Source organism: Acetivibrio ethanolgignens (assembly GCF_001461035.1).
GTDB classification, from domain to species: Bacteria; Bacillota; Clostridia; order Lachnospirales; family Lachnospiraceae; genus Velocimicrobium; species Velocimicrobium ethanolgignens.
In genome coordinates, this window is sequence record NZ_LNAM01000035.1 from 42363 (window position 1) to 68633 (window position 26271).

34 protein-coding genes are annotated in these 26271 nt (G+C 40.4%); 29 read left to right on the forward strand and 5 right to left on the reverse strand.

The window, feature by feature from the left end:
• Positions 1–109: 109 nt before the first annotated feature.
• Together ASU35_RS18465 and ASU35_RS18470 are read right to left on the reverse strand one after the other, a co-directional pair.
• Positions 110–505 carry a replication initiator protein A gene (locus ASU35_RS18465; RefSeq protein WP_002575861.1) on the reverse strand — a complete coding sequence of 132 codons (396 nt, stop codon included), beginning with the start codon at positions 503–505 and terminating at the stop codon, positions 110–112.
• Between the two features lie 111 nt (positions 506–616).
• Positions 617–1030 carry a cysteine-rich VLP domain-containing protein gene (locus ASU35_RS18470; protein ID WP_002575860.1) on the reverse strand — a complete coding sequence of 138 codons (414 nt, stop codon included), beginning with the start codon at positions 1028–1030 and terminating at the stop codon, positions 617–619.
• Positions 1031–1258: 228 nt separating this feature from the next.
• Between ASU35_RS18470 and ASU35_RS03045 the strand changes: the two genes are divergently transcribed.
• Together ASU35_RS03045 and ASU35_RS03050 are read left to right on the forward strand one after the other, a co-directional pair.
• On the forward strand, positions 1259–1522 hold the full coding sequence (locus tag ASU35_RS03045) for a hypothetical protein (protein ID WP_002575859.1): 264 nt from the start codon (positions 1259–1261) through the stop codon (positions 1520–1522).
• Between the two features lie 78 nt (positions 1523–1600).
• The gene (locus tag ASU35_RS03050) at positions 1601–2401 is read left to right on the forward strand and encodes a helix-turn-helix domain-containing protein (RefSeq protein WP_002575858.1); all 801 of its coding nucleotides are present in this window, start codon (positions 1601–1603) and stop codon (positions 2399–2401) included.
• 80 nt (positions 2402–2481) lie between these two features.
• Here the strand turns inward: ASU35_RS03050 and ASU35_RS03055 are convergent, their stop codons facing one another.
• The gene (locus tag ASU35_RS03055; RefSeq protein ID WP_002584949.1) at positions 2482–3702 is read right to left on the reverse strand and encodes an MFS transporter; all 1221 of its coding nucleotides are present in this window, start codon (positions 3700–3702) and stop codon (positions 2482–2484) included.
• 1109 nt (positions 3703–4811) lie between these two features.
• Here ASU35_RS03055 and ASU35_RS03065 point away from each other — a divergent pair.
• The 13 genes from ASU35_RS03065 (at position 4812) to ASU35_RS03125 (ending at position 13246) form a co-directional block, all read left to right on the forward strand.
• Positions 4812–5174, forward strand: coding sequence for a PAS domain-containing protein (locus ASU35_RS03065; RefSeq protein ID WP_242861187.1), 363 nt, complete (start codon positions 4812–4814; stop codon positions 5172–5174).
• 9 nt (positions 5175–5183) lie between these two features.
• Positions 5184–5525: an arsenate reductase family protein gene (locus ASU35_RS03070; RefSeq protein ID WP_058351597.1), complete on the forward strand. Its 342-nt coding sequence runs from the start codon at positions 5184–5186 to the stop codon at positions 5523–5525.
• Complete coding sequence (locus ASU35_RS03075) at positions 5525–5935, forward strand: peptide deformylase (protein WP_058351598.1); 411 nt, start codon at positions 5525–5527, stop codon at positions 5933–5935. Before ASU35_RS03070 ends, ASU35_RS03075 begins: the two co-directional genes overlap by 1 nt.
• Positions 5936–5954: 19 nt before the next feature.
• The gene (locus ASU35_RS03080) at positions 5955–6476 is read left to right on the forward strand and encodes an O-acetyl-ADP-ribose deacetylase (protein WP_058351599.1); all 522 of its coding nucleotides are present in this window, start codon (positions 5955–5957) and stop codon (positions 6474–6476) included.
• A 213-nt stretch (positions 6477–6689) separates the two neighbouring features.
• Positions 6690–7463, forward strand: a complete 774-nt coding sequence (locus tag ASU35_RS03085) for a DUF134 domain-containing protein (RefSeq protein WP_058351600.1) — start codon at positions 6690–6692, stop codon at positions 7461–7463.
• 26 nt (positions 7464–7489) lie between these two features.
• On the forward strand, positions 7490–8158 hold the full coding sequence (locus ASU35_RS03090; protein ID WP_147525349.1) for a Crp/Fnr family transcriptional regulator: 669 nt from the start codon (positions 7490–7492) through the stop codon (positions 8156–8158).
• A gap of 94 nt (positions 8159–8252) precedes the next feature.
• Positions 8253–8564 (forward strand): thioredoxin, encoded by a 312-nt coding sequence (trxA, locus tag ASU35_RS03095; protein ID WP_058351601.1) that lies wholly within the window; start codon positions 8253–8255, stop codon positions 8562–8564.
• Complete coding sequence (locus tag ASU35_RS03100) at positions 8561–8884, forward strand: rhodanese-like domain-containing protein (protein WP_058351602.1); 324 nt, start codon at positions 8561–8563, stop codon at positions 8882–8884. Before trxA ends, ASU35_RS03100 begins: the two co-directional genes overlap by 4 nt.
• Positions 8881–10572 carry a CoA-disulfide reductase gene (locus ASU35_RS03105; RefSeq protein ID WP_058351603.1) on the forward strand — a complete coding sequence of 564 codons (1692 nt, stop codon included), beginning with the start codon at positions 8881–8883 and terminating at the stop codon, positions 10570–10572. Before ASU35_RS03100 ends, ASU35_RS03105 begins: the two co-directional genes overlap by 4 nt.
• Before the next feature lie 10 nt (positions 10573–10582).
• Positions 10583–10993, forward strand: coding sequence for a rhodanese-like domain-containing protein (locus ASU35_RS03110; RefSeq protein ID WP_058351604.1), 411 nt, complete (start codon positions 10583–10585; stop codon positions 10991–10993).
• A gap of 33 nt (positions 10994–11026) precedes the next feature.
• Entirely contained in the window at positions 11027–11662 is a 636-nt protein-coding gene (locus tag ASU35_RS03115) for a rubredoxin-like domain-containing protein (RefSeq protein ID WP_058351605.1), read from the forward strand.
• Between the two features lie 2 nt (positions 11663–11664).
• Entirely contained in the window at positions 11665–12849 is a 1185-nt protein-coding gene (gene rbr, locus ASU35_RS20435; RefSeq protein ID WP_083504115.1) for a rubrerythrin, read from the forward strand.
• Between the two features lie 22 nt (positions 12850–12871).
• Entirely contained in the window at positions 12872–13246 is a 375-nt protein-coding gene (locus ASU35_RS03125) for a desulfoferrodoxin family protein (protein ID WP_058351606.1), read from the forward strand.
• A 235-nt stretch (positions 13247–13481) separates the two neighbouring features.
• Here the strand turns inward: ASU35_RS03125 and ASU35_RS03130 are convergent, their stop codons facing one another.
• Both ASU35_RS03130 and ASU35_RS03135 read right to left on the reverse strand, forming a co-directional pair.
• A complete protein-coding gene (locus tag ASU35_RS03130) occupies positions 13482–13685 on the reverse strand; it encodes a helix-turn-helix transcriptional regulator (RefSeq protein ID WP_058351607.1) in 204 nt (67 codons plus the stop codon).
• Positions 13686–13759: 74 nt separating this feature from the next.
• Positions 13760–14497 (reverse strand): helix-turn-helix domain-containing protein, encoded by a 738-nt coding sequence (locus tag ASU35_RS03135; protein ID WP_058351608.1) that lies wholly within the window; start codon positions 14495–14497, stop codon positions 13760–13762.
• A gap of 197 nt (positions 14498–14694) precedes the next feature.
• On the opposite strand from ASU35_RS03135, the gene dinB reads away from it, so the two are divergent.
• The 14 genes from dinB to ASU35_RS03200 all read left to right on the forward strand — a co-directional run.
• The gene (gene dinB, locus ASU35_RS03140) at positions 14695–15939 is read left to right on the forward strand and encodes a DNA polymerase IV (protein WP_058351609.1); all 1245 of its coding nucleotides are present in this window, start codon (positions 14695–14697) and stop codon (positions 15937–15939) included.
• Positions 15940–15999: 60 nt separating this feature from the next.
• Positions 16000–16236, forward strand: a complete 237-nt coding sequence (locus ASU35_RS03145; protein WP_058351610.1) for a LexA family protein — start codon at positions 16000–16002, stop codon at positions 16234–16236.
• Entirely contained in the window at positions 16233–16484 is a 252-nt protein-coding gene (locus ASU35_RS03150) for a hypothetical protein (RefSeq protein WP_058351611.1), read from the forward strand. Before ASU35_RS03145 ends, ASU35_RS03150 begins: the two co-directional genes overlap by 4 nt.
• A 170-nt stretch (positions 16485–16654) precedes the next feature.
• Positions 16655–16858, forward strand: coding sequence for a hypothetical protein (locus tag ASU35_RS03155; RefSeq protein ID WP_058351612.1), 204 nt, complete (start codon positions 16655–16657; stop codon positions 16856–16858).
• Positions 16859–17471: 613 nt separating this feature from the next.
• The gene (locus ASU35_RS03160; RefSeq protein ID WP_058351613.1) at positions 17472–17828 is read left to right on the forward strand and encodes a helix-turn-helix domain-containing protein; all 357 of its coding nucleotides are present in this window, start codon (positions 17472–17474) and stop codon (positions 17826–17828) included.
• A 736-nt stretch (positions 17829–18564) separates the two neighbouring features.
• The gene (locus ASU35_RS03165) at positions 18565–19002 is read left to right on the forward strand and encodes a recombinase family protein (protein ID WP_058351614.1); all 438 of its coding nucleotides are present in this window, start codon (positions 18565–18567) and stop codon (positions 19000–19002) included.
• 10 nt (positions 19003–19012) lie between these two features.
• The gene (locus tag ASU35_RS03170; RefSeq protein ID WP_058351615.1) at positions 19013–19345 is read left to right on the forward strand and encodes a hypothetical protein; all 333 of its coding nucleotides are present in this window, start codon (positions 19013–19015) and stop codon (positions 19343–19345) included.
• The gene (locus ASU35_RS19635) at positions 19339–19476 is read left to right on the forward strand and encodes a hypothetical protein (RefSeq protein ID WP_172794586.1); all 138 of its coding nucleotides are present in this window, start codon (positions 19339–19341) and stop codon (positions 19474–19476) included. The genes ASU35_RS03170 and ASU35_RS19635 overlap by 7 nt, the downstream gene beginning before the upstream one ends.
• A complete protein-coding gene (locus ASU35_RS03175) occupies positions 19466–19840 on the forward strand; it encodes a type II toxin-antitoxin system PemK/MazF family toxin (protein WP_172794587.1) in 375 nt (124 codons plus the stop codon). The genes ASU35_RS19635 and ASU35_RS03175 overlap by 11 nt, the downstream gene beginning before the upstream one ends.
• An 84-nt stretch (positions 19841–19924) precedes the next feature.
• Positions 19925–20173 carry a DUF6870 family protein gene (locus ASU35_RS03180; protein ID WP_058351616.1) on the forward strand — a complete coding sequence of 83 codons (249 nt, stop codon included), beginning with the start codon at positions 19925–19927 and terminating at the stop codon, positions 20171–20173.
• Between the two features lie 132 nt (positions 20174–20305).
• Positions 20306–22003 carry a recombinase family protein gene (locus ASU35_RS03185; protein WP_058351617.1) on the forward strand — a complete coding sequence of 566 codons (1698 nt, stop codon included), beginning with the start codon at positions 20306–20308 and terminating at the stop codon, positions 22001–22003.
• A gap of 1 nt (position 22004) precedes the next feature.
• The gene (locus ASU35_RS03190) at positions 22005–23726 is read left to right on the forward strand and encodes a recombinase family protein (protein WP_058351618.1); all 1722 of its coding nucleotides are present in this window, start codon (positions 22005–22007) and stop codon (positions 23724–23726) included.
• Positions 23719–25242 carry a recombinase family protein gene (locus ASU35_RS03195; RefSeq protein ID WP_058351619.1) on the forward strand — a complete coding sequence of 508 codons (1524 nt, stop codon included), beginning with the start codon at positions 23719–23721 and terminating at the stop codon, positions 25240–25242. Before ASU35_RS03190 ends, ASU35_RS03195 begins: the two co-directional genes overlap by 8 nt.
• Before the next feature lie 49 nt (positions 25243–25291).
• A partial coding sequence (locus ASU35_RS03200; RefSeq protein ID WP_242861188.1) for a helicase-related protein occupies positions 25292–26271 on the forward strand: 980 nt, incomplete at its 3' end.

Here is a 26271-nt window from a genome sequence, read left to right on the forward strand (position 1 = left end):
ATTGGAATGGAATGAATGTAAATAGATGGTTTTAATCTCTGTATTTCTATATACCGTCAGATTTCCGTACTTCAAGAGGATTGATTTTCGTACTCGCCAAGTACGGTTTTCAGCCCTCCGGCGTACCATAACCGGATTTCTTGAAGTCGGTGTTTGGAACCGCTTCATAGGATTTCGGGTAAATGCGGTTGGGTTTTCCACAGCCCTGTTTCTGGATTTCCACCAGCCCCGCATACTGCAACTCCCGCAGGGTGTTGACCGCTTTCTGCCGCCCGCAGCGGAGCAAAGCGACCACCTCGCAGATGGGGTAGTACAGGTAGACCCGCCCGTACTCGTCCGCCCAGCCGTTCTTCCGGGACAACTCCGCCCGGCGCAGGACAAAGGCATACAGCACCTTCGCTTCGTTGCTCAAGGGCTGGAATGTGGGTGCTTCAAAAAGGAAATTGGGGAGCCGGGTGAAACTGAACGCCTTTTCCGGCTGGTGAATATAAATCGTGTTTGTCATAGCGTGTTTTGTGGACGGTTAGAGGCCCGTTTTCCGGGGCGAATGATAAATGATACCAGCCGCCCCGGTTGAGGGCTTGCGGAGCCTTGCAAATCAAGGCTTTTCCCGCTCTTAACTGTCCACAGCAGACCTCCTTTTCCGTTCACTTTCTGTTTTCTGCCGCCTGTGAACTCTGGCGGCGCAGTCCGGGCAGTATTTGCCCCGGTTGGACTTCGGGACGAACACACCGCCGCACTCCGCACAGCGTTTCAAGTCCCTGTCCCGGTAAATCTCCGCTTCCAGCGTCCTGTCCAGCGGCAAGACCGCCCAGCGGAACCACTTGCAGCAGACGGAGAACGAAATCATCTGCGGACAGGCGCAGGTGTCGCCATCGTCCAGCGCAAGGCAGTTTCCGTCCTCGCAGTTGCAGCACTCCCGGCGTATCAGGCCGCTGGCTCGTCTCTTCTGGGGCGGGGTTATGCGGTAGGGGGAGCCGTCCGGCCTGTGTTCCAGCGGCGGCAGGTGTTGATAGGGTCTTTTGCTCATGCGTCCCTCCGTTTTCTTTGGCGTGTTCTGTTTCCAAGGTGCTTGTCCATCGATGAACTATCCCAAGTCTACACCTTTTTGACCGCCTGTGCCGTATATCCAAGAGGTAGGAAATCAGCCTGAAAAACTCCCTATTTCCACGCTCTCGGATTTGTGATATAATCAAAAAAAGATAAAAGACAAATTCAGGTTTCTGGTCTTCTTGCACAAAATAAAGGAGGAGCTATTATGCAAATTGTTTATATTCCAAGCGAATCAATGTCTGTTCAAGGTAAAAAAGATGAAATCTATAAAAGATATGGGAAAGACTGGAATATTAGAGAACAGGGAGGAGGTAACGGAAATTGGTTGTTGACCAGAAAAAGTGATGTGCTTGTAGATGGAAAAAGTTATCGTACTTTTGTACTTGAACACTACGGTAAATCCAAGCTGACAGCGAAGCTTGTTGATAAATTTCGTGAAGATGTAGCAAATGGTAAAATAAAACTGTAAATGCCTATGCCGTTATGCTATGAGCATAGTACATAGCATAACGGCTTCTCTTTCGTTGAGCTAGCAAGGAGGGTGAATATGTCTTTATCCATACAAGAGCGATTAAAAGACCTACGTGTGGAGCGTGGCTTGACGCTGGGGCAGCTTGCGGAGCAGACCGGGCTTTCCAAGTCTGCGCTGGGCAGTTACGAAACGGAAGACTTCAAGGACATCAGCCACTATGCCCTTATCCGGCTGGCGAAGTTTTACGGTGTGACCGCTGATTATCTGCTGGGGCTGTCTGAAATGAAAAATCACCCAAACGCCGATCTTGCAGACCTGCGTTTGAGTGATGAAATGATTGACCTGCTGAAAAGCGGGAGGATAGACAATACCCTGCTGTGTGAGCTGGCGGCGCACCCGGATTTCCCCCGGCTGATGGCTGACCTTGAAATCTATGTGAACGGAACGGCACTGAAACAGGCGCAGGGTGCAAACGCCATAGTGGACACGATGAGCGCAACTGTTATAAAAAAGCATAATCCTGGCATGAGTGATACGCAGTTAAGACAGCTTATCACCGCCCATATTGATGAGGACGAGTTTTGCCGCTATGTGATACAACGGGACATAAACGGGATTGCCCTTGCTCTGCGGGAAACACACAAGGACGATTTTTTCAGCGTCCCAGAGGATAACCCGCTAAAAGAAATGCTGGAAACTGCTGGTGAAATCGTCAGCCAGGACAGCGACACGGAACAAGCGTACTTGGCGTTTATCTGCAAACGGCTCAAGCTGAATTTTAGGAAGCTGTCAGTAGAAGAACGGAAGTGGCTGAAAAAGATTGCGGAAAAATCCGACTTGCTGAAGAATCCAAAACCGCAGAGAGGACGAAGATAAAAAATGCCTGAACGGCGGTTCTGGTTTTTCAGAACCACCATCCAGGCATTTTGTTTAGTAATAGAAAAAGGTGCAGTTGATTATTGCGTATTGTCAATCTCTCTCAAACCGGGTAGTAAAAATACGGCAAGCGCAACGATGATAATGCCAATTCCGCAAATGACAAACCATTTCTCAACTCCCAGCCGCTCCGCCAGAGGCCCGGAAATGACAAGGCCAAACGGCATGGCGAGGGAAGCGGCGCTTGTCAGTAGAGAAAAAACTCTCCCCAGATATTCTGGTTTGACCGTTTCTTGAAAAATCGCATTTTGCACACCGTAAAATGGAGCGGAAATTCCCATAACAGTACAGCACACAACAAAGACAAGAAATGCGTCTGGCGGCAAAAGCCCGGAGAGCATATTGCTAACGCCCATCAGGAGAACGGAAAGACCGATGGTGTACCGCCGTTTCTTAAAACCGCCCCAAATGCTCAGAATGACTCCGCCAAGCAGCATACCAACCGCAAAAGCAATTTCAGCGGCAGAGGCATGGGCCGGTGTTCCTTTGAAGTATGACATACAGATGAGAGGAAAAAGCGTACTGATTGGCATATAAAAGAACATATAAATTACACCAATCCAGAGCAGAGCAAAGAGGCCCCTGTTTTGCTTTAATACCACATACCCCTCTTTCATATCCTGTAAAAACTGTTGTCTTTTCGTTTCTGGACATAGTTCAGGCGTTGGTATGGACGAAATCGCAACAGTCACACAGGCAAGGATTGCACCCACAATATCTAACAATATAATTGCATTAAGAGGCCAAACAGCATATAAAAACGCTGCGGCAGCTGGACTGATAATCGCACTTACTGCTTGCATGGTCTGCGTGTAACCAGCGCATTTTGTAAGTTCCTCTTTTGGCACAATCATAGGTGTTGCTGCGCTGAATGCTGGAGAATGAAAAGCAGTTCCCGCACTTCGGATTAACAGGACAACCATAATAGACCATACGGGCAATTCCATGTAAAACGCCACCAGCGCCAGAATACCGCCAGCGGCGGCAATTATCAAATCCGCACCAATCATTACGCTTTTACGGCTGTGCCGGTCAACAAAAGCACCTGCAAACGGGCCTAAACAGGCTTGCGGCAAAAATCCAATCAGTGTTGCCGCCGTCAATATGATTGCAGAATTAGTTTTCGCAACCAAATAAAAGATAATGGCCATTTGCAAAATACCGCTGCTAATAAAGGATATTGCTTGTCCGGCAAGAAGTGTAAAATAAGTTTTTCTCCATGAATTGTTGTTTTGGGTCATAATGCGAACCTCCTTTTTTATTGCATTGTTCCTTTGTTTCTGCAATAAAAAGCAGGCGTTGTCCCACAGAGAGGGCAGACGCCTGCATAACAACAAAGCACGAAAAAACACCACGATACAGTTCAAAGACTGCTCGTGTCAAACCTACGTGTTCCTTTGCATACGCACGCAAAAAAAGCCCACCATCATGTGGAAAGGTACTTCTACTTTTTATTGCTTATTAGCGTACACAAATTAACACACGTAAGCCTCCTTCCAATCTCAAACTGTCGCACAGTATAACACACATCCGATAGACTTGTCAACCATTTTTAACCTTGTTTTCCATCTTGTTTTTCCATCTCTTACGGGCAGTAGCAAAGCCAGGCGAGCCAGTCAACGGTCAAGATGAACGGCGCTTTCAGCGCCGCCGTTGACAGTCTCGCCCGTCTTTGCTAATGGGTAATCAAGGCGGGAAAGCCATTTTAGGGCTTTCCCGCCCATTTCAATTTTGGGAGAAGAAAGGCCCCAAAATGAACGAGTGCGGCCAAACACTTTTAGGGATTGGCCACCTTGTCCACCCATCCAGCGGGGCGGCGGGGAACGGTCAAGGCCGGGCGTCAGCCCATTCATTTCAGCCTTGACGGTTTCCTGCCGTCCTGCTACTTTTCCCGGAGTGTGGCCACACATCTGGTCACGGTGTCCAGAGCTTTGGGACTTTTTGTCCCATAGGCCGGGGGCGGAGGACGAGGGACGGGGGCTTTCATAATACGCCCTGTCTGCTGCTGAAATCAGCCCTTTGTTTCCGGCTTACCAGCCCCAAACAAAGCCCTGCTTTCCTGCCGCGTCAAATGCCCTTGCCCTCCCCGGCGGCAACGGTATTTTCAGGGCAACGCCGACAGAGCGTATAACACACTACACTTTGCTCCGCAAAGTCGTGTGCCAAATGGGGCGCTGCCCCCTTTGGAAACCCCCGCAACAAACAGGTGCTATGCACCCAGCCGGGAGCATAGCGCCGTTTGTTGTCAGCAGCCCGTTTCACGGTCTGCGTGTAGTTCCTTGTAAACTGACCTAAAACACATTTGCAGAAACGACTGGATAATGAGAAAAACATAAAGTTCAAGTCGTATGTGAGTTTTTATAAGAGTATCGTTGATCAGGATAGATGTGCAGTAGTAATATGCAATTTGAATCATGAAATTATTTATATGAATCCGGCGGCTGTACTTAACTATGAGAAATGGGGCGGAGAAAAGTTGATTGGAAGAAGCCTCATGGAATGTCATAACCAAGCGTCTAGAGAAAAGATACAGCAAGTGGTTGATTGGTTTATTGAAGATGATAACCACAATATTGTATATACTTTTCACAATGAAAAACAAAATAAGGATGTATATATGGTTGCTCTTAGAGATGAAGGAAAGCTGATTGGGTACTACGAGAAGCATGAATATAGAAATACAGAGAAAATGAAACTTTATAATTTATGGTAGGTGAAGCAGATGAATATCCAGATTTTTGGAACTAAGAAATGTAATGATACAAAGAAAGCAGAACGCTTCTTCAAGGAGCGTGGCATTAAATATCAGTTTATTGATATGAAAGAAAAAGGCATGAGTAAGGGAGAGTTTACTTCTGTTGCTCAGGCTAATGACGGTCTTGACAATATGATTAACTGGGAAGGAAAAGACCAGGATATACTTGCTCTTATTAAGTATATTGCAGATGAAGATAAACTGGAAAAGGTACTTGAGAATCCGCAGGTAATTAAAACACCAGTAGTAAGAAATGGAAAACAATCTACACTTGGATATCAGCCTGATGTATGGAAGGGATGGAATTAATGGTAAAGAAGATAATGCATGATCCGCTGTTTCTGGCACAGAAGTCAGTGGATGCAACAGAGGCAGATAAACAGATTGTGACTGATTTGCTTGATACACTTAGGGCAAATTTAGAGCACTGTGTTGGTATGGCTGCCAATATGATTGGAGAAAAAAAGAATATCATTGTAGTAGCAGCCGGACCATTTCAGTTTGCAATGATAAATCCAGTAATAACAAAGAAATCCGGAGCATATCAGACTGAGGAAGGATGTCTTTCTCTGAAAGGTGTAAGACCATGCACGAGATATCAGGACATAGAAGTGGACTATCTTGATCAGAACTTTAAGAAACAGCATGGAAAGTATTCAGGATGGACAGCACAGATTATTCAGCATGAGATTGACCATTGCAATGGAATAGTAATATAAGAATCAGGCAGGTGGTAAAATGTATTTAATAAAGACGGTAAAAGGTGATATTACGAAAATTACAGATGTTCAGGCAATTGTAAATGCTGCCAACAACTCTCTTTTAGGAGGTGGTGGAGTTGATGGTGCCATTCACAGGGCAGCAGGACCGGAACTTCTGGCAGAGTGTAGGACTCTTCATGGTTGCGAGACAGGTCAGGCTAAGATTACAAAGGCTTATAATCTGCCATGTGATTATGTGATACATACGGTGGGTCCGATTTGGAATGGTGGCAGAAGTAAGGAAGAGGAACTTTTGGCAAGCTGTTATTTTCATTCTATGCAGGTGGCACTTGAGCATGAGATAAGAAGTATCGCATTTCCTTCTATTTCAACCGGAGTATATAGTTTTCCGGTAGAACTTGCAGCAAAGATTGCGGTTAAGACGGTCAGCCGATTTTTGGAGGATAACAAGAATAGCTTTGACCTTGTAGAATGGGTTTTGTTTGATTCTGTGACAGAATCAGTGTATGAAAAAGAAGTGGATAAGTTGTATTCATAAAAGTATTTTGAGCAATACGTTTGTGTGGGGGGTTAAATAGATGTGAATTTTAAGTATCAAGTAAAAAATATAATAACATTGCGAAAAGTAGACTGATATTTTAGCCAGTTTACTTTTTTATTCTTGATAATTTTTATTTTAGGAAGAGTTTTTATAGATTAAAACTGAAAGATATGCTATAATCAACATATGTCGGAAACGAGAGGTGATAAAATGCCAAGACCTAAAAGATGCAGAAGAGTCTGTAGTGAACCGGAATATTCATGTTTTGAACCTGAAGGAGTTACGAATCCGGAAAGTGTGGTTCTTTCCGTAGATGAATATGAAGTGATAAGGCTTGTAGACTTTGAAAAACAAAATCATGAACAATGTGCTGCAGCTATGGATATTTCACGCACGACAGTCACGGAAATATATGAAAGAGCAAGGTACAAAATTTCGGACTGTATCGTGAATGGGAAACAATTATTGATATCCGGCGGAAATTATAGAATCTGTAGCGGAAAACACAAATCTTGTTGTGAAAGACCTTGCCGGAAATATAAAGAAAATTCAGAAAAAAATGTAGTAGCGAAAGGAAGAAAAGATATGAAGATAGCAGTAACTTATGAAAATGGAGAAATTTTTCAGCACTTTGGACATACTAAGCAGTTTAAGATATATGAAGTTGAAAATGGTGTTATTACGAAATCTGAAGTAATGGATTCCAATGGAAGCGGTCATGGAGCACTGGCAGGTTTGCTTTCTGAGTCAGGAATAGAGGTTTTGATTTGTGGTGGAATCGGCGGGGGAGCACAGATGGCTCTTGCAGAAGCGGACATCAAGCTTTATGGTGGAGTGTCCGGTAATGCAGATGAAGCAGTTCTTGCTTTAATTAATGGAACACTTGGCTATAATCCGGATGTACATTGTGACCATCATGACCATGAGCACGGAGAAAGTGGACATACCTGTGGCAGTCATGGCTGTGGTAACAACTGTCATTAATCTATGAAGATAATTGGATGGTATAAATGATGGATATCAATGAAGTTATAAAGCAAATACCATTTTGGAAGAATCTTTCGGATGAAGAGAAAAAACAATTGTTAAGTGGTGCTGTCTTACGCATTTACAAAAAGGATTCCTATATCTATGGAATGACAGATGCGTGTCTCGGAATGATTTATGTGCAAAAAGGTTCTATTCGAGTTTATATCACAAGCGAAGAAGGACGTGAAATTACTTTGTTCCATATTGGAAGCGGAGAATGCTGTGTTTTGTCGGCTTCCTGTGTGATTGCAGGGATATCGTTGGATGTGCAGCTTCTGGCAGAAGAAGACACAGAGATTGTGGCAATTCATTCCGGAATGATTCAAAAACTGATGGATAGCAATATTTACGCGAGATGTTTTGCCTATGAACTTGCGACGAAGAGATTCTCTGACGTGGTATGGGTTATGCAGGAAATAATGTTTGCAAGATTTGATGTGAGAATGGCAAGATTTTTACTTTCTGTTTATGAGAAAACCGGCGAAAATAAGATTCAAATGACACAGGAAGCCATTGCAAAAGAAGTCAATTCAGCAAGAGAGGTAGTAGCGAGAATGTTGAAACAATTTGCATCAGATGAGCTAATAGAGCTTAATAGAGGTGCAATTGTTATAAAAAATATTGAAGGTTTGAAAAAAATTATTGAATAATGAGACTCAGTCACAGAAGAGAAAACTCCTAATGTATATAATGAAATTAGAAATCAGGAATGATTACTGAAATTAAAAATAGGAGGGCTAACAAATGGCTGAATTAAAAATAACAAGAGAAAATTTTGAAAATGAAGTGATGAAATCCAATATCCCGGTACTGATTGATTTTTGGGCACCTTGGTGTGGACCATGCCAGATGATGGGACCAATTATTGAACAGCTGGCAGAGGAGTATGAAGGAAAAGCAAAAGTCGGTAAAGTTAATGTGGATGAGGAGGGTGAATTATCACAGGCGTTTGGAGTGATGAGCATTCCAACCATTGTACTCGTTAAAGATGGAAAGGTTGTAAAACAAGCTGTCGGTGCAAGACCAAAGACAGAAGTGGAGGCGATGTTACAATGAGTATTTTCGGATTTTTTAAACAAGCTGATATCAATGCAGGAGTTCAGGAATTTTTGAAAACAGAAAAAGCTGTATTATTAGATGTTAGAACAAAGGAAGAATATGAATCCGGACATATTGAGAATAGTGAGAATATTCCTCTTCAACAGATAGAGAAAGTCCTTGCAAAAATAACGGATAAAGATACACCTCTATTTGTATATTGCCAAAGTGGTGCAAGAAGCAGTAGTGCTACATCTGCATTGAAACAGATGGGGTTTTCACATGTTACCAATATTGGAGGTATTAGTTCATACAGAGGAAAGGTTGTGAAAGGATGAAGGTTGTAATTGTGGGTGGAGTTGCAGGTGGTGCAACAGCAGCAACCAGACTTAGAAGATTAGATGAACATGCACAGATTACCGTTTTTGAACGCTCCGGATACATTTCATATGCAAATTGCGGACTGCCTTATTATATTGGCGGTGTAATTGAGGATAAGGAGGAACTGACACTTCAAACACCGGAAAGCATATGGAACAGATTTCGCATAGATATGAAGGTTCATCATGAAGTAACAGACATCAATGCTGTAAAGAAAACAGTTACAGTTTACAATCTGGATACCGGAAAAGTATATGAGGAATCTTATGATAAATTGATTTTATCACCGGGAGCAAAACCGATAAAGCCGAATCTTCCGGGAATAGATAATGATAAGATTTTTACATTACGAACGGTAGAAGATACATTGAAAATACGAAGCTTTGTAGAAGAAAAGAAACCCAAAACTGCAGTTATGGTTGGTGGTGGATTTATCGGACTTGAGGTTGCGGAAAATCTATGTGACTTGGGTGTTAAAGTAACAGTTGTACAAAGACCGAAACAGCTGATGAATACACTGGATTATGATATGGCAACTCTTGTACATAATAAGCTACGCAGTAAAGGGATAAGTCTAAAACTTGGCGGTGACGTAATCGGATTTGAGGAGAAGGAACAGTTACAGGTTCTTTTAAAAGATGATGAGCCAATAAGTACCGATATGGTTCTAATGGCAATCGGTGTCAGCCCGGAAACTACACTTGCAAAAAAGGCAGGACTTGAACTTGGCATTAAGGGAGCGATTGTTGTAAATGATAAAATGGAGACATCCGTACCGGATATTTATGCGGTAGGAGATGCAGTACAAGTAAAGCATACAGTTACGGGAAATAATGCGGTTATTTCTTTAGCAGGTCCTGCAAACAAGCAAGGCAGGATCGTGGCAGATAATATTTGCGGCTTAGACAGTCATTATAAAGGGAGCATGGGTTCTTCGGTTATCAAGCTGTTTGATATGACAGCTGCAAGCACAGGGCTTACCGAAAAAGCAGCGAAAGATGCCGGAATAGATTATGAAAGAGTTGTTTTATCTCCGGCTTCTCATGCAGGCTATTATCCCGGTGCAAAAGTCATGACAATGAAGGTTGTGTATGAAAAGAGTACTTTAAAAATCCTTGGAGCACAGATTGTGGGCTACGATGGAGTCGATAAGCGATTGGATGTAATTGCAACAGCCATTAGTGCAGGTATGAAAGCAGCAGAACTTAAGGATTTGGATTTGGCATATGCCCCACCTTATTCCTCTGCGAAAGACCCGGTAAATATGGCAGGATTTATGATTGAGAATATTGAAAGCGGAATCGTAAAGCAGTTCCACTTTGACGAATTGGACAAGCTTCCAAGGGATGGAAGTGTGACACTTCTTGATACAAGAACACAGGGCGAATATGCAAAAGGTCATGTGGACGGCTTTATCAACATTCCGGTAGATGATTTAAGAGAAAGTCTAGAGAACATGGATAAGTCAAAACCGGTATATGTGATGTGTCAAAGCGGATTAAGAAGCTATATATCCTGTAGAATTTTAGCTGGGGAAGGATTTGATTGTTACAACTTCTCAGGAGGTTATCGTTTCTATGAGAATGTTATGAGAGAAACGAATTTGATAGAAGCATCACTTCCTTGTGGAATGGATAAGCAGTAGGAGGTACATAATGAAAAAATTACTGATTCTGTGTATGACTTTTCTATGTATCCTTACAGGATGTGGAAATACGGATTCTGCGAAGAACACAGAACAAAATTCAAGTTATCAACAGGTTTCCATGGAAGAAGGACTTGAGCTTATGAAGGAAGATTCGGGATATATTCTCTTGGATGTCAGAAGAGATGATGAGTTTGAGGAAGGACACATTCCCGGAGCAATCAATATCCCTAATGAATCTATTGGAACAGAAGAGATTGCGGAACTTCCGGATAAGAGTCAGGCAATCTATGTATATTGCCGAAGCGGAAACAGAAGTAAGCAGGCTTCACAGAAGCTTGTGGATTTAGGGTATACAAATGTTATTGAATTTGGAGGCATAATTGACTATTCCGGAGAATTAGAGAAGGGTAGACAATAGCTTTTCATAATAAAACAAAAGGAGGTATTTTCTATGAAGTACATTTGTCAGATTTGTGGCTATGTCTACGATGATGCCAAAGAAAAAGTCCCATTTGAAGAATTGCCGGATGATTGGAAGTGCCCACTATGTGGTGCGGCAAAATCAGATTTTAAACCGGAAGCAAATGGTGACGAAAAGAAAGTAGTTACTGCCATAGAGCCAATGGAAGAAGATTTAGAGAAACTTTCAGCAGGACAACTGGCAGCACTTTGTTCTAATCTTGCAAGAGGCTGTGAGAAACAATACAAGCAGGAAGAAGCAGATTTATTTAAGCAGTTAGCAGATTATTTTACCGCAGTTGTACCGGCGGTAAATGATGCATCCGTTGAAAAACTCGCTAAAGAGCTTCAAACAGATGCAAACAATTATGCAGCTGTAAGAGCTACTGCAGATGCAAATGCAGACAGGGGTGCTGCAAGAGTATGTGTATGGGGTGAAAAGGTTACAAGAATGCTTTCATCATTAGTGAATCGTTATTTGAATGAAGGTGAAGCGATGTTAAAAGACACCAATATCTGGGTATGTACAACATGTGGATTTGTTTACATAGGCGATACACCTCCGGAACTTTGCCCGGTGTGTAAGGTTCCGGATTGGAAATTTGAGAAAATAGAAGGGAGAGCATAATCATGGATGAAAAAGTAGCTGTAAGAAATCTAAGACTTTGTACAAAAGATTGTCTGTGTCTTTATGTTTGCCCTGTTGGAGCTACAGACACAGAAAACAGTGTGATTGATGTAGATAAGTGTATCGGTTGCGGAATGTGTGCACAGGCTTGTCCGAGTGGTGCAATTTCCATGGTGCCAAAGGAATATCCTGCACAACAGCCAAAGACAAATCAGGTGAAAGCAGTGCTGAATAAGACTGCACAGGCAAAAGCGGATGAAGAAAAGGAAGCACTTCAAATAGCAGAAACTACTGATAAAGATGGACTGTATCGTTTGATGAAGGCGGTTGCGAAATCAGAAAGACTGGTAGCTGAAGACATTTTGAGAGAAGCAGGCTTTATGCTTCCTCAGAGTAACAATGCACATGAACTTTTAGAGGATTTGATTGCAAATCCACCGACCAAAGATTTTCCTGTGGATGTTGCAAGAAAGTTATTAGAAATGATTCCAAATAACGAAAAAAATAATATGAAGAAAGAAGAGGTAAAGACTATGAAGAAATGGGTATGTACAGTATGTGGTTATGTTCATGAAGGAGAGGAAGCACCGGAGCAGTGCCCTGTTTGCAAACAGCCAAAGGAAAAGTTTAAGTTAATGGAAGAAGAGAAGAAAAATCCTTATGCAGGAACTCAGACAGAGAAAAATCTTGAGGCTGCTTTTGCAGGAGAATCTCAGGCAAGAAACAAGTATACATATTTTGCTTCTGTTGCTAAGAAGGAAGGCTATGAGCAGATGGCAGCTTTATTCTTAAAGACAGCTGACAACGAAAAAGAACATGCAAAGATGTGGTTCAAGGAATTGAACGGTTTAGGTGATACACCTGCTAACTTACAGGCAGCGGCTGATGGCGAAAATTATGAGTGGACAGATATGTATGAAGATTTTGCTAAAACTGCTGAAGCAGAAGGCTTCACAGCCCTTGCAGCAAAGTTCCGCATGGTAGCCGCAATCGAAAAGCATCATGAGGAAAGATATCGTGCACTTCTTAAGAATATCGAGACTGCACAGGTATTTGAAAAGAGTGAAGTAAAGGTATGGGAGTGCCGTAACTGTGGGCATATAGTAGTTGGCACAAAGGCACCGGAGGTATGCCCTGTATGTGCACATCCACAGTCATACTTTGAAGTAAATGCAGAGAACTATTAAAATAGTTTTTGGAGGTAGAACTATGGAACAAAGATTTCTTATTTGTGAGCATTGCGGAAATATTATTGCAATGGTAAAGGACTCTGGTGTACCGGTAATGTGTTGTGGTCAGAAAATGACAGAAATTATTCCGGGTACATCCGATGGTGCAGTAGAAAAACATCTTCCGGTATGGACTGTGGAAGGCAATACAGTAAAGGTTTCTGTTGGCTCAGTTGAGCATCCAATGGTAGAAGCTCATTATATTGAATGGGTATCTTTACAGACAAAATCCGGAAATCAAAGAAAGGTGTTAAAGCCAGGTGATGCACCGGAAGTAAGCTTTGCCATTTCTGAAGGCGATGAAGTAGAAGCTGTATATGCATATTGTAACTTACATGGTTTGTGGAAAGCGTAATATCAGAATATTATATGTAATTTCGAAAGAAGAAAATTCAGGGGTGAGAGACTTTTATCTCACCCCTGTTTTTTGCTAGATGAGAATATCTATAACATACAAAAAGTATGTTATAAAATATTAAAGGATGTGCAATTCCTGTTTATCGAATTGATGATGTATAGAATAAATAATATATAGAGTAAATAAAAAGGTATATATTAGTGTACTCAAAAAGGAAGAACACCGACCAAAGTCAGTGCTCTTCCAACTTAAAGACATCTTCAACAAGCAGATTAAAATATGCTGCAATACGGAGCATAAATTCAGCGGATGGTGCCCGTTCACCACGTTCCACTCTGCCGATAGTTTTTGTGCAGAATCCGGTGGCAGAGGCTAAATCCTCTTGGAGAAGACCTTGTGATTCACGAATTTCTTTAAGGTTATTAACGACCGCCATAGTAAACACCTACTTTCATACATATCTTATATTAACAAGGATACAGAAAATACTGTCCTAAAATTCGGACTCGTTTATTGCAGAAAATCTCTAATCTCATTCGGATGATTCTTTCCAACCACTTTTCCAAGTATATCGAAACGATCATTTTCATTAACAGGAATAGGAGGGTATTTCTTGTTGAGAGAAATAAGAAATACGCCATTCTTATCATCCTGTAGTTTTTTTATATAGGCATCTCCGTTCAGATAGAAGATACCAATTTCTCCGTTTTCAAGAATATCCTGTTTCAGAACCCAGGCAATCTGTCCATCTTCAAATTCCGGTTCCATACTGTCACCACTGATTTTTACGCCGTAGCTTGCAGTATCTGGGATAATATCCTTCGTAAGCTGAAGTGTTTCTTTCGGTCCATCTACCAGAAAGTTACCGGTTCCGGCAGATACTGCATTATCATACACATCAATATATCTGCAAAATGGAATAACCTTTGCAGTCTGTTTCTCATATTTGCCACTGTCATGCAACAATCCAATGTAATCCAAAGCTTTTTCTTTCCCTTCATCATTAAGGGAAGAGAGTGGATCTGCCGGATTTTCTCCAAAATATTCTTCATATATATTTGTAATATTTAATATTTTGCATACGGCAAGGAAGGTTGCCACACTGGGTTCAGTAGCATTTGTCTCCCATTTGGAGATTGCTTTTACAGTAAGATTAATTCCTTCCTGCTGTAGTAATTCAGCTAACTTTGGCTGAGATAACTTCAGTTTCTTTCTGTTAGAAGAAATGATATCACCTATGTTTCTCATATTCTCGCCTCATTCCTATGATTATATTATGTATAGTTTTCTCTTACAGTATATATCAGATAATAGAATATTTCAAGTGTAAAATCTCTGTATGAGAGATGAAAGGACACATGTGTCCGTTGACAATCTCTTTATGAGAGAGTTATACTTGTACCTGCAAGAAGCAATACAACACATACAGACTGGAGGTGAATGTTGTGGGAGACAGAGTGATTTTACATAGTGATATTAACTCCTGTTATGCGAGTATTGAGCTGTTGCATCATCCGGAGCTTCGTGGAAAGCCTGTGGCAGTAGGTGGTGATCCGGAGGCAAGACACGGAATCGTATTAACTGCTGATTATGTAGCGAAGAAACATGGAGTAAAGACAGGAATGGCTCTGTGGCAGGCAAGACAGGTTTGCCCTGACATTACATTTGTTCCTCCGAGAATGGACTTGTATCTTCGTTTTTCAAAAATGGCTCACGAGATATACAGTGAGTACACGGATTTACAGGAACCCTATGGAATTGATGAAAGCTGGCTGGATGTTACAGCAAGTGCTTCTATTAAAGGTGATGGTTACAAGATTGCACATGAAATAAGTAATCGCATGAAATCAGAACTTGGCATAACAGTAAGTGTTGGTGTGTCATTTAATAAGATATTTGCAAAGCTTGGTTCTGATTATAAGAAACCCGACGCCATCACAACCATGTATAAGGATGAGTTTCAGACAAAAGCATGGAATCTTCCGGCTTCTGATTTGTTATATGTGGGAAGAAGTACAGACAGTAAATTACAGAAAATGGGCATTCATACCATAGGTGATATAGCAAGGGCTGATGAAAAATGGTTGAACAGTTATCTTGGTAAAATGGGAAGTATCTTGTGGGCATTTGCAAACGGCTATGATACTTCACCAGTAAGAAAAGAGAATACATCAGCTCCGGTTAAGTCAATTGGAAATAGTACAACCACTCCAAGAGATTTAGAGAATGACGAAGATGTAAAAATTGTATTGTATGTTCTTGCAGAGAGTGTTGCAGCGAGACTAAGAGAGAATGGTTTTCGTTGCAGGACGGTAGAAATCAGTATCCGTGATAATGAGCTGCATTCATACACAAAACAGACAAAGGTTTCAAATGCTACGAATATTACAAAAGAGATTGCTGATGCAGGATTCAGACTTTTTAAGCAAAGCTATAACTGGCAGAAGCCGATCAGGAGTGTTGGTATTCGTGGAGCAGACCTTGTGAATGATAACTATTGGGAGCAGCTGGATTTATTCCATAATGCAGAATTGAGAGACAAAATGATGAAGATGGATGCAGCGGTTGATGACATACGGAGACGATTCGGTTTCTACAGTATACAACGTGGACTGATGCTGGGTGACACGATTCTTTCGGCAGTAAATGCAAAGGAAGAGCATACGGTTCATCCACATGGTTACTTTTAAGAACGGTACATTTGGTGTAATACACTGATGTATTCGCAATTTGCATTGGAGGTAGGAATAATGCAGGAAAAAAGTTTATCGGAAAGACAGAAGGAGATATTGGCAGAGATTATCAGATTCAAAAAAGAAAATGGTTTTTCACCGACGGTCAGGGAACTGTGCAAATTAGTTGGACTTAAATCAACATCAAGTATGGCTGCACAGTTAAGTAATCTAAGAGATTCAGGACATATCACATGGATAGAATCAATGCCAAGAACAATAACAGTTGTGGAGAAAGGAGTGGCTGAAGCATGAATACGAATAAAGTGTATGTGGATGTGACTGCTGTGTTTAGTAAAGAGGGACAGCTGAAGCCGGTCAGTGTTAAATGGCAGGATGGACACATTTATGAGATTCAGCGCATTACAGATATCAGGCGGGCTGCCAGTCTAAAAGCTGGTGGAGCAGGAATGAGATATACCTGTATTATAGATGGAAAAGAAAGCCATTTATTCTATGAGGATAACAATATGTGGTTTGTAGAGGGAAGAGCCGGAGTCTGATTATATACGAAGGTATGTAATCAGTTGGCTTCGAGATCAGCATAAGCAGGGGCATACACAGTATGCGTCGGAACTCCCGGCAGTAAGAAGACTTGCAAAGGTGATTTCCCTTTCCTTTTCAAGTACAAAATGAAACTTGTTGATTTTGTATTGTAAAGGAGCAGACTGAGATGGATAAAAATGGAGTAATTGAATTTCGCTGCAAAAAATGCGGCAGACATTTTTGGGATTATTTAATCCAGAATGATGATAATTTAGTAGTTGTACAGGCTGTTTGCATGAAATGCGACAGATGTAAGAGAACCTTAGTATTGAAGAAATACACAGAAGGCTATTTGATAAGCCACAGTAAAAAAGGTGTATTTAAATTATAAAACTGAATTATGGCTCACCTGATAAGGGCGGCATATTTCATAAAAAAGCTACACAGGGTGTAGTGAAGTATTGTCAAGCACCAGAGACGCAGGGAAAGTTGGGTAAGATTCTTACCTGATTTTCTTTGCGTCTTTTTTGCTTTTAGTGTTATGTAAGTCAAAGATACCGATATTACCGATTGTAAGAAATTTGTCGAGAAGTTGTCGAAAACCGTTGACAAGAACAGGAAAATAATGGTAAAATACAAAACTACAACTGAATATTGAAATGTCTAAAATCAAATGAATGAATATTAAACTTAGAAAAATGTAATGAAATTGATTGATAAGAATGAATATTTTAAGTGTATTGTAATTTAGTGAAAAGACATATGCCGAGATTGATTTAGAAAAGATGATTAGAGAGAAAAAATGATTAGGCAAAGACGATAAGATAGATTTTAATACATATTTGATTTAATAAAGAATAATTTAAAAGACTTACATAACAAAATTTTAGAAACGATTGAAAAAGTGGAAATTTAGACTTTGAGAGAATTTTCTGTTTTGTTGTGGAGGTCTTTTTTTATTTGCCTCCACAGAAAAATTTAGTACAAAGGAGGTGAAGCAGAACATGGGAACTCAGGATAAAGTATTCAATAAAGAAGTTATGGGAAAGCAGTTAAGAAAATTGAGAAATTCTACAGGCATGAATCAGGAAAACTTTGCAGAGAAATTGAATCTCAGTAAAGATACAATATCCAATTATGAAAGAGGAATAACACTAATTCCTCATGATGTAATAACGATACTTTGTCAGAAGTTCAATGTGTCTGCTGATTTTTTCTTTTTTGAGATAGACAAGCCTCTGGTGGAGGATGACAATATTGCCAATGCATTTACAAAAGAGCTGGAAGAATGTTCTGAGTTTGAAAAGAAGCAGCTTATGGAAATGCTGAAAATAATACGAATGAAACCTGTAGCCGTATAAAATTCGTAAAATCCTACGACTAAAAATTGGAATTTCGGAAGGACGCTCCGTGTTAGGATGCGTCTTTTTTTTATACAATTTAACCATGGTTAATGCCTAAGCGAAATCAGAAGAAACAACTTTCCGAAGGAAAGAGCGAATAGACACTGATGAAGCAGAACGGCAAAACCTGCATGATCTTTGAAAACTGAATAGGACACGGCGATTCCGTTAATTATTTCTCGCCTGACATTTGCCAGGTGGCGATGCCCCGTTTCGTGCGATGACTGACCTCACTTTTATGCTGATTATGAGAAACAGATATTATGTGTGCCTGTGAAGGTTAAGAGCAGAGAGCAGAGCCTACCGGATTAGCACCCGGAGATAATGAGTTTAATAACGCATTCGGATTTCAGCGAAAAGCATTTCCGAGGAGTGGCTACCGATGCAAGTCCTTGATGGGCATGGATACTACATAATGATTGCAGCTGGCATAGAATCGCTTTACCCCGCCGGGGGATGAGTCAGAGAGACTTGAGAAGATATTGGAAGGTTTTGCTTTCCACATTGTCTTCTCACACAAAGGGATTTAGCATTGTCAACCTGTGCCATATTTTACCGGACCAACAGACAGTGAATGAGAGTTAAGTCCCTTTATGTGAGGAGATAATATCGCGCGAATATCAAATCAGATATACGGAAGCTCAGAGTAGCTTCCGGTAAACACAAAAATTATTTCGTGAAGGAGATTATTACGATGAATAAAGCTGTAATTTATATTAGTGGAACAATGAATGAAACTGTGGACAACATGGTTGTGAGAGTGATTGAGAGATATTGTGAGAAGCACGGGTATGAGATTGCTGCCCTTCTCGGTGAAAGTTCCCAGTCAGGTATGAGTATGCCTATGAAGTATTCCTTTATTGGCATGGCAGAGGTTGAGGACATTGATACGGTTGTAACACTTTCTAGTGCGATGGTGGGCACAACGGATGACGAGATTATGGAGACGATTGATCTGCTGGCTCATTATGGAATTACGGTTGAGACAGCAAAGGAAGACATGTCTGCTTATTATGATGCACTTGGCAGCGATGGATACTGTGGCTGTGATGACAGCAGTATGGATGATACCCAGATTATTAAGGAACTGGACAAGCTTATCCGTATGGTATCAGGCAGACAGCAGGATTAAGGAGGCAGTGATGGAACAGACAGGAACTAATCAGTGTCTTGTGTTTGTCGGCAGCATGGAAACCCATGTTGCTGACAGAATGGAAGATTACGCAAGACAGAATGATATGAATGTTGTTGATACGGTATTTAAGGATGATAAAGCCATAGATAAGCTTACCTACTATATAGAAAGAGAAGGGATTATCTGTATTCTGGTTAGAAGTATCTGGGATATTTCAACGGACAGGGAAACAGTAAAAAGCATTATGAAGCTGGCATCCGACCACAATATCAGCATCAATGAGGAGAACAAAGGCTTTGAACCGGCTACGCTTGTCTGGGACGGTGGCGCTGGGTGCTAGGCTGTATCATTTATCCATCAGAGACCACAGTGATCGATGAGAAAGGCAGTCGTGTGGTCTCTTGTCCTACAGAGGACGAAGCAAGGGAATATATCAGAGAACAGGAAGGAAGTGAATCTGATGGAAATTAAGAGAGGCGATATCTGGATGGTTGATTTCGGACCACCGGAAGATAACGAGGATCATCTTCAGCACAGCATACGTCCTGTAGTGATTGTCAGCAATAACCGGGCGAATGAACACAGCATGGTACTTCATGCTGTTCCTCTTACCAGTAAGATAAATAAGAAGCGTTATATGCCGACTCATGTATTTATCAATGGTTTTCAGGCAGAAGGGCTTGACAGGCACAGCATAGCATTGTGTGAACAGTTATGCTGTGTAAGATATGGAGATTTGATGCGTCAGGTCGGAAAGGTAAGCACATTTCAGATGCTTAAGATTACACTGGGGATGCAGATACAGCTTGGAATGGTAGGAAAGTATAACGAATAAAGAATAGTGCCGGAGCATCTGCCCCGGCTTTACATAGCCACTCATCCGGGTGGCATTTATTATTTTATAGATTGGAGGGACTTTATGACGGCAGAGGAATACAGAGCATTGCTTGATACAGATTTTAGCGATGTAGATATTGAAGACCTGACGGATGTCAGAAAAATCAAAATCGATAAAAATCTGCCACAAGAAAAGCGACAAGCTCAATATTTAAAGCAGGTTGGAAATCCTTATCTGTTACGAAGAGGCAGTATGATGATTAAGGTCAGCTTCGCTAATAACGGACTTTCCATGGAACAGGCATTTGAGAATCTGTTATTAAATGTCTAAAAATGAAAAGAAGTGGTGGAATCTTTAAGGGATATGTGCTATGATGGACTCGGTATAAAAATTCTAAATTAGTGCATATCACCTTATTGAAAAGTTATCTTCTAACTTAAACAACAATAGGAGGATGTGCATATGAGTCAAATAAGTCAGATCAAAAAGATCTATCATGCAGCCATCTATGTTCGTTTATCGAAAGAAGATGGCGCTGTTGCTTCGCATGAAAAAGCAGAGAGTAATAGTATCGCAAATCAGAAATCACTGATTAGGGAATTCCTTAAGAGCAAAAACGATATAGTGATTGAACAGGAGTATGTCGATGATGGTTTCAGCGGCTCTAACTTTGAGCGTCCGGCATTCCAGATGATGCTGGAAGACATCAAAAAAGGCAAAATCGACTGCGTTGTTACAAAGGACCTGAGCCGATTTGGTAGAGAGTATATCGATTCAGGTATGTATATAGAGCGATTATTTCCAGCGATGGGAGTAAGATTTATAGCGATTAACGATGGCATTGATTCTGGTGAAGCAAAATCACAGTCAGATGAAATTATTATCCCATTTAAGAACCTTATAAACGATGCTTACTGTAGAGATATTTCTATTAAAATTCGTTCTCATCTGGAGATTAAGAGAAAGCAAGGGGATGTAATCACTGCATTTGTTGCGTATGGATACAAAAAGAATGAAAAAGACAAGCACAAATTAGAAATTGATGTGTATGCAGCGAATGTTGTAAAAGATATTTTCAGAATGAAGCTGCATGGAAAAAGTCAGGATGCTATTGCATCTGAACTTAATTCTTTGGGAATACTGCCACCGGCTGAGTATAAGGCAAGTACGGGAAGTAATTATCAGACCTGCTTTAAGACAAAGGAAAAGTCTGAATGGACTTCAGTTATGGTAAGAAGAATCCTGACAAATGAGATTTATATAGGAAATCTCGTACAAGGAAAACAGACCACACCAAACCACAAGGTCAAAAAGACCATAATCAAAGAGGAGTGCGAGTGGGTAAGGATTGAAAAGAACCATGAACCGATTATCACTGACAGAGATTTTGAGGTGGTACAGAGATTACTTGCTATGGATACAAGGACATCGCCTGACAGAGAAGAGGTTTATCCTTTGTCTGGTATTGTGACTTGCGGAGATTGTGGTGTGCCTATGGTAAGAAAAACATCAAAAGTCGGCGGAAAAACTTATGCCTATTATCTGTGTGCTACCCATAAGGATTCAAAGCAGTGTAGCTCTCACAGAATTTCCACGGATAAGTTGGAAGAAGTGGTGCTGGAGATTTTGCAGACACACATTGATAACATTATTGACCTTAAAAGAATTCTTTCTTTTATCGGCAACGTGCCATTTCAGCAGCTGGATATGAAAAAGCTTGAGGAAAGGCGTGAAAAGAAACAGGCAGAAGTAGACAGATGTGCAGATCTCAGAGGAATGCTTTATGAGGATATGAAGGATGGTATTATTTCAAAGGAAGATTACAAGGAACTTCATGCGGCATATGAGCAGAGGAAAAAGAATGCTGAGATTGCTATTCATCAGATTGAATTGGAAATGGATGATGTGTTGAATCGTAAGAGCAAAGGTTTTGTATGGCTTGATTATTTTACGGAACATAAAAACATTGAGAAACTCACGAGGGAAGTGGTTGTATCTCTTATCCGTGAAATAAAGGTATTTGATAAGAATCACATTGATGTAGTGTTTGACTTTGATGACTGCTACAAGGAATGTCTTGATGTAATAGAAAGTCAGGGACATTTTGTTGAAGTGGACAGTACGGGAAAACTGAATATCAGATTAAAGGAGGCTGTGTAGTATGGCAAGAAAGAGTAGAAAAAATACGCCGATTGCAGTTGCAAAGCCAACTGACAATCTGACAACAAAAGCAGTTTTAAGCCTTGATAAGGAGGCAAAACCATATCAGGTTGGAATCTATGCGAGACTTTCATTCGAATCAGAGGCGAATAAGGAAAGAGATACTGTAGATACACAGATTGCATATATCAGAGAGTTTATTAATGGGCAGGATGATATGGTAGAAGTTTGTGTGTATGCTGATATATCTGTTACAGGAACAACTTTTGAAAGACCGGAATTTGACCGAATGATTCAGGATATTCGAGCCGGCAAAATCAATACTGTTATTACCCGTGACCTTAGCAGGCTTGGAAGAAATTATGTGGAAGCAGGTAACTACATTGAGAGAGTATTTCCTTTTCTTGATGTGAGATATATTGCTATCACAGATGATTTTGATACAGCAAGACCGGGAACTGATTTATCTGTACCGCTTAAGAATATTGTGAACGAATATTATTCCAAAGACCTTTCAAAGAAAGTAGAAACTGGTAAGCATAGTATTTGGGCACAGGGCGGCTTCAGCGAAGGAACGCCACCATATGGGTATTACAGAGCTACAGATGGTTCAAGAAAGCTTTTGATTGATGAAGAAGTATCTGACAATGTAGTCAGGATTTTCAATATGTTTCTGGATGGGAAAGGGTATGCTGGTATTGCAAAAACTCTGCAAAGCGAAGGAATCCTTTCGCCACCGAAATACAGATTTTACAAAGCCGGAAAAACTGAGTTTGCCGAAAAAGCAAGGGAATGGCACTATTCACACGTAAAAGAGATACTTCAGGGAGAATACTATATTGGCAATATTGTTCATGGAAAGCAGAGGAAGGCTCTTGATACGGGAAGAAAGAATAAAAAAACAGATAAGTCCAAGTGGCAGCGAGTAGAAAATGCTCATGAACCTATCATTGATAAAGATACTTTCTATAGAGTTCAGGAAAGAATGGAACTTATCAAGAACAAGCATTTGGAAGCATCAAAACCTAACCCTGATGCTCCCAAGAAGCCAGATAATATTCTGGTATATAAAACAAAATGCGCCTGTTGTGGAGGAAGTGTTTTGGTTACCAGACATCATACTCATTCGGACAAGTTCATATATAAGTGCAGTAAGCGTAGGAAATTAGCAGCATTGTGCGGGAATAAATCTTCTTATGAATACAATGAGGTTATGGACAGCGTATTTTCCGTTATCCGCCAGCACATGAATCTGTGTATTGAAAAAACAAAATTTGTTCAGAAAATGAACAGTAGAAAAGAGAATGTCCTGCAATATGACATTTATACAAAACAGATAGCAAAGCTTCAGAATGATGTTAGAAGAATTACTGCTAACAAAAGCGGCTTGTATGAAGATTACAGGGAACAGCTTATAACGGCGGAAGAGTTATGCCAGTATCAGAAAGAGTATGAAAGCAGAGTAAATGAGATTGAGGCTCAAATCACTGAGCTGCTTTACCGCAGAAGTCTCTATGAGAAAGATTTTCACATTGATGAAGGCTGGGAAGAAACCGTTAATAAGTATTTGTCAAAGAGGAAACTTACAAGGGAACTTGTGGAAGCGTTTGTATCAGAAATTATATTTACTGATAATAATATAGAAGTAAAGCTTCTGTATGATGATTTCCTTAAGGAACTGCTTGAGGTGGCAGAAGAAAGAGAGGTGAGCAGCAATGGATAAGACGATAGCTCTTTATATGAGATTATCAGATGAAGATGACAACTTAGCTGCTCATGAGGAAAGTAACAGTATTTCCCATCAGCGAAAGTTAATGCTTGATCATATCCAGAAACTGCCTGAACTAAAGGACTGCAACATAATGGAATTTTCAGATGATGGATATTCCGGAGCAGACTTTAGCAGACCTAATTTTGTAAAAATGATGGATCTGGTAAAGGCTGGTAAGATTCAGGTTATTGTGACGAAGGACTACAGCAGACTCGGACGAGATTATCTTGAAGTCGGTAACTATATGGAATGTATATTTCCGGTTCTTCAGGTAAGATATATCAGTGTGAATGATAATTACGATTCTGCAAACAGCTTTGGTTCAACCGGAGGTATGAGTGTTGCACTGAAAAATCTTGTGAATGCATTGTATTGTAAGGATGCATCAAAAAAAGTAAGAGCTGCTAAGGCAGTGTTGGCTAAGCAGGGAAAGTACATTGCTGCATTTGCTCCTTTTGGATACCAGAAAAGTGAAGATGATAAGCATATGTTAGTTCCTGACCCCGTAACAGCACCTGTTGTCCAGCAGATATTTGAACTGGCTATTAAAGGCATGAAATACACCGAGATTGCCAATTATCTGAATAATAATGGATATGATAGCATATTTGAGTATTACCAAAAGATTGGAGTTAAGAGATGTTACGACAGGGATATTGGTGAGCACATGTGGAGTGCCAGTACAGTAATGGAGATTTTATATAATGAAGTCTATATTGGTTCTGTAATCAATAACAAGACGGCTGATAATATTGATACTGGTCATCAGGTTGTGCAGAGAGATAAAGAGGACTGGATAATTGTTGAAAACTGTCATGAACCATTAGTTTCTGTGGAAGACTTCAAGCTTGCTCACAAGATTATAGCAAGACGAGAAGTGACTAAGAGAAAACCAAATGGAAAGTGGCGTAAATCATATATTCGTTGTGGAATATGTGGTAAGGGACTTTGCAAATACGGAAATAAATCCTCATACAGATGCCATAACGGTCATGTGTCACGTATTAGAGGTAAAGAACTTGAGGCGGCACTTCTGGACATTGCTAGAAATATGGCACTGTCTCAGTTGCATGAATTTGAGTTAAAAACTAATAGTGGTAATTGTCCAGATAATCTTGAGAGGGAAATCGAATCACTTAAAAAGTCAAAGGCGCACTATGCAAAGCTCAAGTTTGAGATATACGATGATTATACAAAGGCAAATATCACTCGTGATCAGATGGCAAAAAAGACTGCCGAAGTTAAGCAGAAAATCGCAGAGATAGAAAGTCTGATTACAGAGAAGCAGGAAACACTTGATATGCAAAAGGATCTCTTTCTTGATGCAAAGCAGGAACAGCTAACAAAGCTTAGTAAGTTGGATGAGTTTGATGAAGAAGTAATCAGATATCTCATTGATTATGTGTTGGTGTATGATAATGAGCATATTGAAATCAGATGGAACTTTGATGACTTTCAGGCTGGATGATGGTATAATCAGTAGTAATAGCGAGAAAACAAAAATATAAAGAAGTAACATGGGGAATCTTGCTAAAGGTTCCCCATTGATAAAAAAATTAATTTTTTTTGTTTCTTACTTGACACGAGCAGAAGCTCATAATGTAGCGAAAAGAGGAAAAAATTCAGCTCGACATAAATTGGCAGACTTACTTGCAACTAAGTCAGATACATTAATCATGCTTTCTGCTACTCCTCATGATGGTAGATCTGAGAGCTTTGCATCGTTAATGAATATGCTTGATCCAACAGCGATTGCTAATCCAGAAGAATATACAAAAGATGATATAAGTGATTTGTGTATTAGAAGATTTAAGAAGGATATTCAAAGTGAGGTTGCTGGGGCGTTTAAGGAGCGTGAAATATCCGTTATGGAATGCACTGCTTCTGTAGCAGAAGAATACGCGTTTGATATATTTGCAGATATGCGTCTTGATATGGATGAAAATAAATCAAGAGGAAATAGAGATAGACTTTTCAAAACCAACTTGGAGAAGTCACTATTTTCAAGTCCTGCCGCATGTATAAGTAGCATAAAAGAAAGAATAAAACGTCTTGAAAAGAAATACGGTTCCAATGATGTAGCAGATATATCAAGACTTAGAGAATTTCAGGAAGCGTTAGAAAAGATTGATGCGAAAAGCTTTTCGCGTTATGCAAAATTAATAGAGTTATTAAAAAGCCCTGAGTATAACTGGAATGAAAATAAGAATGATGATCGTATTGTTATTTTCACTGAAAGAATAGAGACAATGAAATATGTTGCTGAAAATCTTAGAAAAGATTTAGGACTATCAGCAGATCAAGTTCAAACCATGTATGGTGGGATGAATGATAAAGAACAACAGAAAATAGTTGATGAGTTCGGTAGAGCAGAATCATCTATTAGAATTTTAGTAGCTTCGGATGTTGCATCAGAAGGTATCAATTTACATTATTTATTGTCAAACCGCAGATTATCTCGGGCGATTTCCGCAGATTATTTCAGACGGAAACACCT

Coding starts and splice junctions, on each gene's coding strand:
- ASU35_RS03175 (WP_172794587.1), top strand. CDS start 19,466: ATGGAAATTAAGAGAGGCGATATCTGGATGGTTGATTTCGGACCACCG.
- ASU35_RS03185 (WP_058351617.1), top strand. CDS start 20,306: ATGAGTCAAATAAGTCAGATCAAAAAGATCTATCATGCAGCCATCTAT.
- ASU35_RS03075 (WP_058351598.1), top strand. CDS start 5,525: ATGGTAAAGAAGATAATGCATGATCCGCTGTTTCTGGCACAGAAGTCA.
- ASU35_RS03045 (WP_002575859.1), top strand. CDS start 1,259: ATGCAAATTGTTTATATTCCAAGCGAATCAATGTCTGTTCAAGGTAAA.
- ASU35_RS03150 (WP_058351611.1), top strand. CDS start 16,233: ATGAATACGAATAAAGTGTATGTGGATGTGACTGCTGTGTTTAGTAAA.
- ASU35_RS03195 (WP_058351619.1), top strand. CDS start 23,719: ATGGATAAGACGATAGCTCTTTATATGAGATTATCAGATGAAGATGAC.
- ASU35_RS18465 (WP_002575861.1), bottom strand. CDS start 505: ATGACAAACACGATTTATATTCACCAGCCGGAAAAGGCGTTCAGTTTC.
- trxA (WP_058351601.1), top strand. CDS start 8,253: ATGGCTGAATTAAAAATAACAAGAGAAAATTTTGAAAATGAAGTGATG.
- ASU35_RS03170 (WP_058351615.1), top strand. CDS start 19,013: ATGGAACAGACAGGAACTAATCAGTGTCTTGTGTTTGTCGGCAGCATG.
- ASU35_RS03160 (WP_058351613.1), top strand. CDS start 17,472: ATGGGAACTCAGGATAAAGTATTCAATAAAGAAGTTATGGGAAAGCAG.
- ASU35_RS03050 (WP_002575858.1), top strand. CDS start 1,601: ATGTCTTTATCCATACAAGAGCGATTAAAAGACCTACGTGTGGAGCGT.
- ASU35_RS03110 (WP_058351604.1), top strand. CDS start 10,583: ATGAAAAAATTACTGATTCTGTGTATGACTTTTCTATGTATCCTTACA.
- ASU35_RS18470 (WP_002575860.1), bottom strand. CDS start 1,030: ATGAGCAAAAGACCCTATCAACACCTGCCGCCGCTGGAACACAGGCCG.
- ASU35_RS03115 (WP_058351605.1), top strand. CDS start 11,027: ATGAAGTACATTTGTCAGATTTGTGGCTATGTCTACGATGATGCCAAA.
- ASU35_RS03090 (WP_147525349.1), top strand. CDS start 7,490: ATGATGGATATCAATGAAGTTATAAAGCAAATACCATTTTGGAAGAAT.
- ASU35_RS03070 (WP_058351597.1), top strand. CDS start 5,184: ATGAATATCCAGATTTTTGGAACTAAGAAATGTAATGATACAAAGAAA.
- ASU35_RS03105 (WP_058351603.1), top strand. CDS start 8,881: ATGAAGGTTGTAATTGTGGGTGGAGTTGCAGGTGGTGCAACAGCAGCA.
- ASU35_RS03055 (WP_002584949.1), bottom strand. CDS start 3,702: ATGACCCAAAACAACAATTCATGGAGAAAAACTTATTTTACACTTCTT.
- ASU35_RS03135 (WP_058351608.1), bottom strand. CDS start 14,497: ATGAGAAACATAGGTGATATCATTTCTTCTAACAGAAAGAAACTGAAG.
- ASU35_RS03100 (WP_058351602.1), top strand. CDS start 8,561: ATGAGTATTTTCGGATTTTTTAAACAAGCTGATATCAATGCAGGAGTT.
- rbr (WP_083504115.1), top strand. CDS start 11,665: ATGGATGAAAAAGTAGCTGTAAGAAATCTAAGACTTTGTACAAAAGAT.
- ASU35_RS03085 (WP_058351600.1), top strand. CDS start 6,690: ATGCCAAGACCTAAAAGATGCAGAAGAGTCTGTAGTGAACCGGAATAT.
- ASU35_RS03125 (WP_058351606.1), top strand. CDS start 12,872: ATGGAACAAAGATTTCTTATTTGTGAGCATTGCGGAAATATTATTGCA.
- ASU35_RS03180 (WP_058351616.1), top strand. CDS start 19,925: ATGACGGCAGAGGAATACAGAGCATTGCTTGATACAGATTTTAGCGAT.
- ASU35_RS03130 (WP_058351607.1), bottom strand. CDS start 13,685: ATGGCGGTCGTTAATAACCTTAAAGAAATTCGTGAATCACAAGGTCTT.
- ASU35_RS03190 (WP_058351618.1), top strand. CDS start 22,005: ATGGCAAGAAAGAGTAGAAAAAATACGCCGATTGCAGTTGCAAAGCCA.
- ASU35_RS03145 (WP_058351610.1), top strand. CDS start 16,000: ATGCAGGAAAAAAGTTTATCGGAAAGACAGAAGGAGATATTGGCAGAG.
- ASU35_RS03080 (WP_058351599.1), top strand. CDS start 5,955: ATGTATTTAATAAAGACGGTAAAAGGTGATATTACGAAAATTACAGAT.
- ASU35_RS03165 (WP_058351614.1), top strand. CDS start 18,565: ATGAATAAAGCTGTAATTTATATTAGTGGAACAATGAATGAAACTGTG.
- ASU35_RS03155 (WP_058351612.1), top strand. CDS start 16,655: ATGGATAAAAATGGAGTAATTGAATTTCGCTGCAAAAAATGCGGCAGA.